The organism is Abyssisolibacter fermentans (assembly GCF_001559865.1).
GTDB lineage: Bacteria > Bacillota > Clostridia > Tissierellales > MCWD3 > Abyssisolibacter > Abyssisolibacter fermentans.
Map to the genome: position 1 here is coordinate 1 of NZ_LOHE01000071.1, position 11464 is coordinate 11464.

At 27.7% G+C, this 11464-nt stretch carries 7 protein-coding genes; 3 read left to right on the top strand and 4 right to left on the bottom strand.

From position 1 onward, the window contains the following. Window positions 1-387: 387 nt before the first annotated feature. From AYC61_RS13530 to AYC61_RS21340, 3 genes are all read left to right on the top strand, one after another. Window positions 388-1518, top strand: a complete 1131-nt coding sequence (locus AYC61_RS13530) for an AI-2E family transporter (protein ID WP_066503427.1) — start codon at window positions 388-390, stop codon at window positions 1516-1518. Window positions 1519-1680: 162 nt separating this feature from the next. After that, window positions 1681-3501: a translational GTPase TypA gene (gene typA, locus AYC61_RS13535; RefSeq protein ID WP_242866798.1), complete on the top strand. Its 1821-nt coding sequence runs from the start codon at window positions 1681-1683 to the stop codon at window positions 3499-3501. Window positions 3502-3855: 354 nt separating this feature from the next. Beyond that, on the top strand, window positions 3856-4005 hold the full coding sequence (locus AYC61_RS21340; protein WP_156456468.1) for a hypothetical protein: 150 nt from the start codon (window positions 3856-3858) through the stop codon (window positions 4003-4005). A gap of 104 nt (window positions 4006-4109) precedes the next feature. Here AYC61_RS21340 and AYC61_RS13540 read toward each other — a convergent pair whose 3' ends face one another. The 4 genes from AYC61_RS13540 to AYC61_RS13555 form a co-directional block, all read right to left on the bottom strand. Next, window positions 4110-4754 carry a hypothetical protein gene (locus tag AYC61_RS13540; protein WP_066503431.1) on the bottom strand — a complete coding sequence of 215 codons (645 nt, stop codon included), beginning with the start codon at window positions 4752-4754 and terminating at the stop codon, window positions 4110-4112. 45 nt (window positions 4755-4799) lie between these two features. After that, window positions 4800-5495 carry a 4'-phosphopantetheinyl transferase family protein gene (locus AYC61_RS13545; protein WP_066503432.1) on the bottom strand — a complete coding sequence of 232 codons (696 nt, stop codon included), beginning with the start codon at window positions 5493-5495 and terminating at the stop codon, window positions 4800-4802. Further along, window positions 5470-6945, bottom strand: a complete 1476-nt coding sequence (locus AYC61_RS13550; protein WP_066503433.1) for a serine hydrolase domain-containing protein — start codon at window positions 6943-6945, stop codon at window positions 5470-5472. Before AYC61_RS13550 ends, AYC61_RS13545 begins: the two co-directional genes overlap by 26 nt. Before the next feature lie 95 nt (window positions 6946-7040). Continuing rightward, window positions 7041-11462 (bottom strand): non-ribosomal peptide synthetase, encoded by a 4422-nt coding sequence (locus AYC61_RS13555; RefSeq protein WP_066503435.1) that lies wholly within the window; start codon window positions 11460-11462, stop codon window positions 7041-7043. Between the last annotated feature and the right edge of the window lie 2 nt (window positions 11463-11464).

Consider the following 11464-nt stretch of genomic DNA (forward strand, 5'->3'; position numbering starts at 1 on the left):
ATGGTAAACCGTATCATAAATAACTGCGATTTTCTCATAGTATGATTTAACACATGATAATATATATAGAATTATCCCTGATTATTCATATAACTTTGAATAATATGCTGTATAGTTCTGAATTAGAAGATTTCAGTGAATTCGAAGGCATACCGAGTTGGTATGTCGAGAATTTAATGGGCATCTTCTAATCAGAAGGATGCAGTAGAGTATTTAATTTTCTATGAATAATCTGGGATTATATAAATAATTAGTAATAATAGCTTTTTTATCAAATAAATTTTGATATAATAGACTAGACAAAATATCATAAAGTATTAAAAATTCAATTACATTATTAATAGAAAATAAAAATAATTTATATATTAAGAAGAAAGGATGAAAATTTTGAACGAAAGCGAACAATCTCAAAATGACAAAAAAAAATTACTCAGAGTTATGTTTCTTATTATCTTTGGAGTATTATTTTACATGTTTGTCAGTCAAAAAGCTTACATACAGTGGGCTTACAACATCATAAAACCAATTTTACAAGCATTTATTATAGCATATCTTCTAAATCCTTTGGTTAAAATACTATGCAAAAGATTTAAAATCAAAAAAGGTATAAGTATAATTATAATAATAGCCTTATTAATTGCAATTTTATTTTTCGTACTGTATATTATGATACCAAATTTAGTTAGCAGTTTTGTTTCTCTTACAGAAAATTTACCATCTGTTGAACAAATATCTAACTCAATTGATCATTTTTTAGATACTTATGTTGATAAAAGAATTGCTGACCTTGTTAAAAAGAACTCTAATAATCTGTTAACTATGACTTTAGAAAAATCAAAAGTATTTTTAACTGATTTTTTACAAAACTTTATAGATAAAACACTATCTATAACTACAAGTATTATTAGTTTGCTAATCAGTTTAATCATTGCAATATATATGCTTTTAGACAAAGACGATTTAACAGCTAGAATCAAAAGATTTATCTATGCTTATAATAAAAAAGAAACAGCTGATTATATATTAAACATTGGAAAGAAAAGTAATGAAGCTTTCTTAAGTTATATAAATGGTAAATTTATTGATTCTCTTATAATAGGGATTCTATGTTTTATACTATTCTCGATAGCAAGAATTCCTTATGCATCAATACTTGCTCTAATTATTGGAATAACTAACATGATTGAATATTTTGGACCATTTATAGGTGCCGTACCAGCAATTCTAATAACATTATTTACAAACCCTTCAAAAGTCATATGGGTGGGAATACTTATATTTGCTCTTCAACAATTTGATGGACTATATCTAGGTCCAAAGATAGTCGGTAAAAAAGTTGGTGCAAGAGCTTTCTGGATAATTATAGCGGTTACTATAGGTGGAGCTATCTTGGGAGTACCAGGTATGGTTTTAGGTGTTCCTTCTATGGTGCTAATTAAAAATTTAGTTGAACAATCAGTTGATAAAAGATTAAAGAAAAAAGGCATGAGTAAATTTGAAATTGATAAATTGAAATAAAACTTATAAATAAACATCAAAAATCAGCATGCTAATTGCTTGCTGATTTTTTTATATATTATTAATAATTACATATAATACTAAGAAATTAATATTTAATCTATTTTTATGTCATTTTTTGTGATATAATTAATGTTTGTTAATCGAAAGGAGCAAAAAAAAATGAATATTAGAAATATAGCAATAATTGCACACGTTGATCATGGTAAAACTACCTTGGTTGATGAGATGTTAAAGCAAAGCGGTACGTTTCGTGAAAACCAAGCTGTTGCTGAAAGAGTTATGGATAGTAATGCTCTTGAACGTGAAAGAGGTATAACTATATTATCTAAAAATACTGCTGTAACTTATAATGATACTAAAATAAATATTGTTGATACACCAGGCCATGCTGACTTCGGTGGAGAAGTTGAACGTGTACTAAAAATGGTAGATGGAGTTATTCTTATAGTTGATGCTTTTGAAGGTGCTATGCCGCAAACAAGATTTGTACTAAAAAATGCTCTTGAATTAAATTTACCAGTTATATTATGTGTAAATAAAATTGATCGTCCAGGGGCAAGACCTGAAGAAGTAGTAGATGAAGTACTTGATTTATTCATTTCGTTAGAAGCAACAGATGATCAAATAGAATTTCCTATTGTCTATGCTTCTGCTAAAAATGGTACGTCCTCATTAGAGCCTAATACTCAAAATGATTCCATGAAAGATCTATTTGATACTATACTTAAGCATATACCAGCTCCAAGTGGAGATATTGAAAATTCGCTACAAATGTTAATTTCAACAATCGACTACAATTCATATGTTGGAAGAATAGGTATCGGAAAGATATCTCATGGAACAATTGCCAAAGGACAGGAAGTAATAATAGTAAATAAAGATCACGAGGATTTAAAGAAAAAAGTTCGTATTACTAAACTTATGTCTTTTGATGGTCTTGGTCGTGTCGAAGTTGAATCTGCAAATGCAGGAGAAATCATAGCATTATCAGGTATTGAAAATATTACTATAGGTGATACAATATGTGATCCTAACAAACCTGAAGCTCTTGACTTTGTTACAATATCTGAACCTACACTGTCAATGGTTTTCTCTGTTAATAACGGACCTTTAGCAGGTAGAGAAGGAAGTTTGGTAACATCAAGACAAATACGTGAAAGATTGTATAGACAATTGCAGACAGATGTTAGTTTAAAAGTAGAGGATACAGATTCAACTGATGCATTCAAAGTTTTTGGAAGAGGCGAATTGCATTTAACAATTTTGATTGAAACTATGCGTAGAGAAGGTTTTGAATTTATGGTTTCTAAACCAGAAGTTTTATTCAAACGTGAAAACGGAAAACTTCTTGAACCAATGGAAAAAGTAACTATAGATGTAGCAGATGAATATACAGGCTCTGTTATAGAAAAATTAGGAATCAGAAAAGGTGAACTTATCAATATGCTTCCTTATGGTATAGGTCATACAAGAATGGAGTTTTCTATACCTACCAGAGGTCTAATAGGTTATAGATCTAAATTTATGACTGATACAAAGGGTACAGGTATAATGAACTCTATATTTGATGGTTATGGCCGTCAGAAGGGAGAAATTCCTCACAGAACTTTTGGTTCATTAATAGCTACTGAATCAGGAGTATCTGTAACATATGGTTTATATAACGCTCAAGATAGAGGGCAGTTATTTATTGGACCAGGTGTAGATGTTTATGAAGGTATGATTATAGGTATGAATCCTAAAGGACAAGATATTGATATCAACCCTTGTAAAAGGAAACAGCTTACTAGTATTCGTTCCACAAGTTCAGATGAAAAATTATTCCTAACACCACCTATAATTTTTTCATTAGAAGAAGCTATAGAATTTATTGATGATGATGAATTAGTAGAAATTACACCAAAAAGCATTAGAATTAGGAAAAAAATACTTTCTAAAACATTACGAGTTAAAGATATGAATAGGAAAAAAAGAATTTAAGAATAAACGATTCACACCAAATTAAAAATTTGTGTTCTGTATATAATAAAGCTGGTGATATAATTTCATCTATATAACCAGCATATAATTATCAGTTTAATTCATTTAACTAAGGCTAGCAACTACTAGCCTTAGTTTTTTGTTGTATATGCAAATCTTTATCAGTAAACATCATTATCTATTAAGTATAATCAAAGCTCAGTCCATGTATCTATTCCTTGTATTTATAAAACTAATTATGTTTATTTCATATATGCAATTTTTACCAATGAATTGGAACATATTTAACCGACGAATTATCTAATATATAGACTAAATAAAATTAGCGAGATTACATAAGAAGGGAGGATAGTTATGAAAAAAATTTTAAAGAAAGTTAATACAAGTACTATTGTTAAATTCTCACCACCAGCTTGTATTTGTTATTGCACACCAAATCAAGATGATCTTAGTTCTTTTTATTATGAACATAATAAAGCTGGGCATATAGACCCTGAGGTTTAGTTAAAACCAAATACTTAAAATAATATAACATTAAAAAGGCTACATTAACCTATATTAGAAGGTTTAATATGTAGCCTTGTTTTCATTGGTAGTAATATAATTCACTAGCTATTACTATATGCCTCTTTTTCATTGTAATATTTTACAGTTTCCCACTTTGTCTCTACTTCATTAGCAATTATATAGTATTTTTCATTCCACAAGGTATGCTCCAAACAAATTACAAAACCTTGTGTTTCATAACCTTCTGAAAATTTTATTATTTCATCAATTTCATCTTTATTCGCAAATCTGAAATTATTTACACTAAAAATCTGCCCTGGGCAAATCATAAATTGTACATCTCTAAACACTATCTCTAATTCATGATAATAACAAAAATCAAAGCTTCCTTTCAAGACCAGTTCATAACCATTGTTTCTCAATATACAAAAATCTTCTATATTTTTATCTTCTATTTTATTTTGAAGTTTTTCAAGTTCTTCCCTGATCATTGATTTCATTATAGCTCTTGTTTTCTTGTACTGTGAAGAAATAATACCTTCACGCTCATACAAATCTGAGGTTGTTATAGCTTCTTCACAGGATAAAATCACATCATTAATCTTGTCAGATAAATTTGGATTGCTTATTAAATCATTTACGTCTTTTAGTTTTTTTGTCCATTGTCTCAGTGATGATAAATTTCTGCTGTTGGCTTTCATATGCTCTAAAGCATTACTTATTCTTAAAATAATACTATCATTCATTTTATCACCTTTGCCCTTAGTCTTATTAGCATAATAAACCCTTTACTATAGTTTACTACTTTTCATTTTTTTGTCAAGTAGGCTGCTTGTCACAAAATCAATAAAATTTAACTTTTTTCGTGAACATACAGTTAAACAGTATTTATTTTCTAATATAATTTGTGAACAATAATAATTATTTGACGTATTTTTATCTTTTATATAAATTTTATTATTATCCTCTATAACAACGGAAAATGAGTTAGTTTTTTTTGATAATCCAACTCCTAATAATTTTAAATAACTTTCTTTTGCTGTCCATATTTTATAGAATCCTAACAGTTTTTTATCTTTATGCAAGCTTTCAAGCCATTTGTTTTCAGTTTCAGTAAAAAAAGATTTTGCTATATCAAACATATCATTCATTGGTCTTATTTCTTCAATATCTATACCAACTAAATCCGAATCAACAACACCTACTACATAATCACCTGAATGAGAGATATTGAAATTTTTATTATAGTTTTTTAAGTATGGCTTACCATAACTATTAAAGGCAAATTCTAAATTTTCATTATTTATAGATAATTCATCACATAAAATATTTCTAATTAAAACATCTCCAATAAGTGACCTAAGCTGATCCTTCTTATGTCTATACCTCAATATTCTTTCAGCTTTTTTATCAGAAACATACTCCAAAAAATCACTAAACAACTCTTCATCAATGTAATTTTCAAGCTTTATAATGTGTACTTTCATTATATCCGACCTTCCTAAAAGCTTGTTTTAATATAATATATATATATAATAACCACATGTATGATGCTAAGAAAATAATAGATACTTTAAAGCTGTTTGGCATAAAAACAGAAGTTACTTGCCAAGATGCATCTCTTATAATTTGCGGTAGAAACCAAAATATAAAACTAACTAATATAATGAAAATCCCAAAAACTGATAATATTAGCATCTTACTAAGTTTCATCTTAGTAAAACTTCTCTCGTGTTTAAAAATACCAATAAATAATTTTGAAAATAAATGTAAATGAAATAAAATCATACACGACAAAATAATTATCGCTATAGATGAAATCTTATCCATTTTTTTGTTACTATCATCCATTTCATATTGAGGAGAAGCTCCTATGCACATTGTGGCTAAGTTTTGACATATGTTAATAACACCAGTTGAATTAACATTGGTAAGAACTGCAACTGCAACTTCATCATCAGGACGTAAAACAACATATGAAGTGTAATTTGGATTAATACCTCCATGACATACCTCTGTCCCAGATTTATCTTTGTGATAATACCACCCGCAAGAATAATTAAATTCTCCATTAATAACTTTTAAATTGTCTATATTATTATCATAGATTATTTGACCTAATTTACTATCATCTCCACCAAGCTGTATTTTAAGCCATTTTTCCATATCATTTGCATTGCTTATGAAATAACCCGCGGGTTTATTTCCTCTGTATATTGGTGCTTCATACTTATGCGGTCTGAAAAAGAAATATTTATATCCTTTTGCTATATTATTTTCATCTCTAAATAACACTGTTTCATTTAATCCTAATTCATCTAATATCTCTTTTTTCATATATTCTTCAAATGATTTTCCTGTCACTTTTTCAATAATTAAACCTAATACATCATAATTTATTGTTGCGTATCTAAATTTTTCTCCCGGCTTACTTATTAAATCTACACCTATCAATGTTTTAACAGTTTCCTCTAATGCATTTTTTTCATTAGATATTGGTATGTTATTTATTGTTTTAAAAGGAACACCGCTTGTTTGGTTTAGAAAATGTTTTATTTTTAAATCTACAATTTCACCATTATATTTCATTTTAAGATACGGCAAATATTTTGCAACTGAATCATTTACATTAAGCAATCCTTCATCTTTAAGTTTTAAAATCCCAACCGCTGTAAACGCTTTGCTATTAGACCCTAATTCAAATAGTGTTTGCTCTGTAACCTCTATTTTATTTTCAATATCAGCAAAACCATAGCCTTTTTTTAGCACCGTTTCATTTCCTTTTATTACAACTACAGCTGCCCCTGGTATATCATACTGCTTCATCTTGTCTTTTATATATTGATCAAAATCTTCATTTGTATAATCTACTGCTAAAGCAGTACTAAAGCATAAACCCAAAATAATCAGAACACTCATTATTCTAAATGCTTTCATGTTTTCACCCCTTTATACCTTTATATTAGTTAGTTGCAAAATACCAATACATTCATTGAAAAACATCTAATGATTTCTTTGAAAACGCGACTTCACTACATAAACAAAATATCCAAATCATCTTGCGAAATATCAACTGAATCAAAGTCAGACGGTGTAAATTCTCTACCCTCTTTATTCTCGCAGCTTTTAACTATTTCATCAAGTTTATTTACAAAACAATCTAATATTTTTTGAACAGTTTCAATTTCAAAATTATTTCTACTAAATAGAATGCTAATATTTATCTGCTCATTTATTTTCATAATATTAATATCCATTAGCGAAGTTAGTTCATTATCCTCGCCTATATCAATTCCTGAATCTGATAAGGCAAAATATTCATTTATTACACTATCAAAATCACCTAAATAATTTAATCTAATATATTTCTTAACATCATCATTAAATCTATTGTTCAAATATTTCTCTATACTATAATCAAATCCGTTATTTGGAATATTTCTTATTTGCTCCTTCAATGATTTTATTTTATCACTCACGCTACCCAAATTTATTGTAAAATAAGCTGGAAATATAGTTGTAAACCAACCTATAGTTCTTGATGTATCTATACTAGGATTAATATCCTCTCTACCGTGTCCTTCTAGTTCTAATATGATATCATTTTCATCTGTCATATCAGATAATGTTAAAGCTAAAGACGATATTAATACTTCACTTAAAGACATTCCGTAAATAGCATTCATTCTATCAAGTAATTCTTTTGTCTTATCCTTATTGATAACTTTATTTATTGCTATAGAATTATTTATTAAAGCTTGTCCTTTATTAAAATCTACAGGATATTCAAAATCACAATTATGCACCATACTCCAATAAGGTAGCTGCTCTTTGAAATCAGTATTTTTATATACCATAAGTTCATTTGCCCATTTTTTATAGGAATGAGTTTTTGGTGATAACTCTATTTCTAACCCTGAGCTTAGTTGTTTTAAACTCTTAAAAAAATCTTCTAAGAATATCCTAAATGACACTCCGTCTACAGATAAATGATGTGCTGTAAATAAAATTATCTGTCTATCACCTAAATTAAAAAATCCTGTTTTTAATAACAAACCATTTTCTATGTCAAAATTAGATTTTAACCTATCTGACAAATATTTGATTTTTTCTTTTTGTACATCATAAGAATCATTTGTTAGGTCATAGTAGTACACATTGTTTTCATCCAGAACATTATTATTATAAAATAGCTCATCCTTATTTCTATCATAGTTTATTCTAAAGGAATCATGCTTTTTAATTAGCGTTTTTATAACAGTTTTTATATCCTCATAATTCACAACTTCTTTTAATTCTATTGTTATTGATTGATTATAATAATTAGCATTTTCAAATTTATTATCAAAAAACCATTTCATAATTGGTGTTTTTTTGATAACACCATCAATCAAACCTTGTTTAGCTTTTGGTTTACTATCTTCTAAGCTTATACTTAAAGCTATTTCTTTTATCAGTTCATTAGATAGTATGTCTTTTGGTTTTATATGATAACCTCTGTCTCTTAATCTTGATGAAATTTGTATAGCTTTTATCGAATCACCGCCAAGATAAAAATAGTTATCCTCCATGCTTATAGCATCAATTCTTAACACTTCCTTCATAACTTCTACAAGTGCCTTTTCTGTCTCATTACTACAGTTTACAAAATCAACTTTATCTTTATTAATTTGCGGCAATGCATCTTTATCCAGTTTACCATTTACTGTAAGCGGAATATGGTCAATATTATTAATAAACGAAGGAATCATATAATTTGGAACATATTTTGCCACCCATTGCTTTAATTCTTTTTCGTCAAAATCACTACATACTACATAGGCATAAATACTGTTATTTTTTACTATAGCTACAGCTTGCTTGACCTTTTCATTTTCCATCAAACATTGTTCAATTTCCTCAAGTTCTATCCGAAATCCTCTTAGTTTTACTTGATTATCTGTTCTTCCTGAGTAAATAATATTATTGTCTTCTAGACGCTTAGCTAAGTCACCAGTTTTGTACATCAAACTATTGTCACTGAAAGGGTTAGATATAAACCTTTCTTCTGTTATCTCTGCTTTATTTAAGTACCCTATTGATAAACAATCTCCTGATATATAAAGCTCTCCTATTACTCCACTCGGAACTAAATTCAAATCTCTGCTTAAAATATATATTTTTACGTTTTCTATAGGTCTGCCTATAGGAACTGATACTTCTTTATCATGATTTATATCGTATTTATAAATCATACATCCAACTGTTGCTTCTGTAGGTCCATATTCATTGTAAATATCAATTCTGCCATCAAATTTGTTATAGATATCATTGGCAAGATTAGTCTTTAAAGCTTCTCCTCCAACTATCATTCTTTTTATTGAAGTATTTGTAACAAAAATATCTTTTATTATTGATAAATGTGAAGGTGTCAATTTTATAACTGTAACGATATTATCTTTTAATATTTTCTCAAGAACAAATTCGCTGCCGTCATCATCATATACAGCAATTGCGTTACCTGATATTAACGGTGTAAATATTGATGTAATAGTCAAATCAAATGCTATAGAAGAATAAAATGCAAACACTTCATCTTTACCCCTCTGCGTATAATTTTTAACTGAAGCACATATATAATTAACTAAGCTTCTGTGATTAATCATTACACCTTTAGGTCTTCCTGTAGTTCCTGACGTATATATTATATAAGCCAAATCATCTGGCTTTGCTGTTGACTCAAAATTTTCTACTTGATTTTGTCTCTCAAGGATATCATTAATATTTAATGTCTTTATATCAAAATTAAGTTCTTCGCCCATGTTTGACAGCATTATAGAAGCATTTGAATCATTGAGCATGTAATTAATTCTCTCTCTCGGATATTCAATATCTATTGGTAGATAAACACCACCTGTTTTGAGTATACCTAAAATTGCAGCTATTATTTCAGGTGAGTGTTTTCCCATTACTGCTATTATATCACCTTTTTCAATGCCAATTTCTTTTAAATAATTAGCTATTTTATTAGATTTACCATTCAATCCTTTATATGTTAAAAAATCTTTATTATGAATAACAGCTTTGCTTTGAGCTGTCTTATTTACTTGTTCTTCAAATAGTCTAATGATTGATTTATCTTTTGGATATACAGAGCTAGTTTGATTTTTCAAAATACTCGCGATTTCTTCTTTTTTTAATAACTGAATATCTTTGATTAAAATATTATTAGTCAATTGACTTAATATATTAGTAAGCATATTCTGAATTCTGATTATTCTTTCATTCGTGTAATCACATTTTTTATAATCAAAGCATAATATAATTTTGCTATCTGTAGATTCCTTTATTAACAACTGTAAAGAATATGTTTGATATCCACTATAGAACTCTTTCATTTCTGTCTTGAAATCGTCTATATAATCATTATCTGTTGTATTATAATAATTTAAGCTTAAATTAAATAATCCATCAAAACCACGTTTGACTATATTATTATCACTCATCATCAAATCATAAGGATATTTTTGATTTCTAAAATGTTTTCTTATTTCTTTTCTAATTTTTTGTAAATATTCATTAAATGTAATATTAGCTTCAACCCTAAACCTAAAAGGCATAGTACTAACAAACATACCTATTGTTTTTTTATCCTTTGCTCCTGATCTATTTAGTATAGGCATACCTATCGTTATATTTTCTTTATTTGTAGTTTTATAAAAATATATACCAATTAATGCTGTAAATAATTCAAACATAGACCACTTATCATCAATAAATTCTTTTAATTTTAATTCTTCAACATTATTTAGTTTGAAAATCTGTCTATTTCCTTTAATATCAGAAGATCTTATTTGCATAAAATCTTCTGATATATTTTGTACATTTTGAAGCCAGAATTCCTTATTTTTCTTAAATTTATCACTATCTTTATAACTTTTCTCTTTATCTATATAATCTAAATACGAATAGAAATCTTCTTTTATTTCTCTGTTATTTTTAAGACAGTCATATATTCTGCATATTTGTTTTCTTATAATCGAATATATTGTCCATCCGTCAGATATTATATGATGTAGTTTAGCTAATACACCCATTTTATCATCACTAATTTTATATATAGCAAAATAGTAAAGCGGTTCTTCTGTAAATTTAAAGGTCTTGTTAAAAATATTTTCTACCCATTCAATATAATTTTTTTCAGGATCTATATCCTTGCTAAAATCAAAAAATTCTATATTTTCTTCTTGATACGAGACAAAATATTGCATGGGTTGTCCATTTATTTCGCAAAACCTTAATCTTAAAGCATCATTATTATGAATAATAATGTTAATAGTTTTCTTTAATAAATTCAAATCGATTTTCCCATGTATTTTCAAACATCCACCAATATTGTTTAACGGATATCTATCATACAGTTTTTGAGTATACCATATCCTCTTTTGAGGATGTGTTAATTCATACAAATCCATTT

Excerpts from the sequence above, each read along its gene's own strand:
- typA (WP_242866798.1), top strand. The coding sequence starts at position 1,681 with ATGAATATTAGAAATATAGCAATAATTGCACACGTTGATCATGGTAAA.
- AYC61_RS21340 (WP_156456468.1), top strand. The coding sequence starts at position 3,856 with ATGAAAAAAATTTTAAAGAAAGTTAATACAAGTACTATTGTTAAATTC.
- AYC61_RS13540 (WP_066503431.1), bottom strand. The coding sequence starts at position 4,754 with ATGAATGATAGTATTATTTTAAGAATAAGTAATGCTTTAGAGCATATG.
- AYC61_RS13545 (WP_066503432.1), bottom strand. The coding sequence starts at position 5,495 with ATGAAAGTACACATTATAAAGCTTGAAAATTACATTGATGAAGAGTTG.
- AYC61_RS13550 (WP_066503433.1), bottom strand. The coding sequence starts at position 6,945 with ATGAAAGCATTTAGAATAATGAGTGTTCTGATTATTTTGGGTTTATGC.
- AYC61_RS13555 (WP_066503435.1), bottom strand. The coding sequence starts at position 11,462 with ATGGATTTGTATGAATTAACACATCCTCAAAAGAGGATATGGTATACT.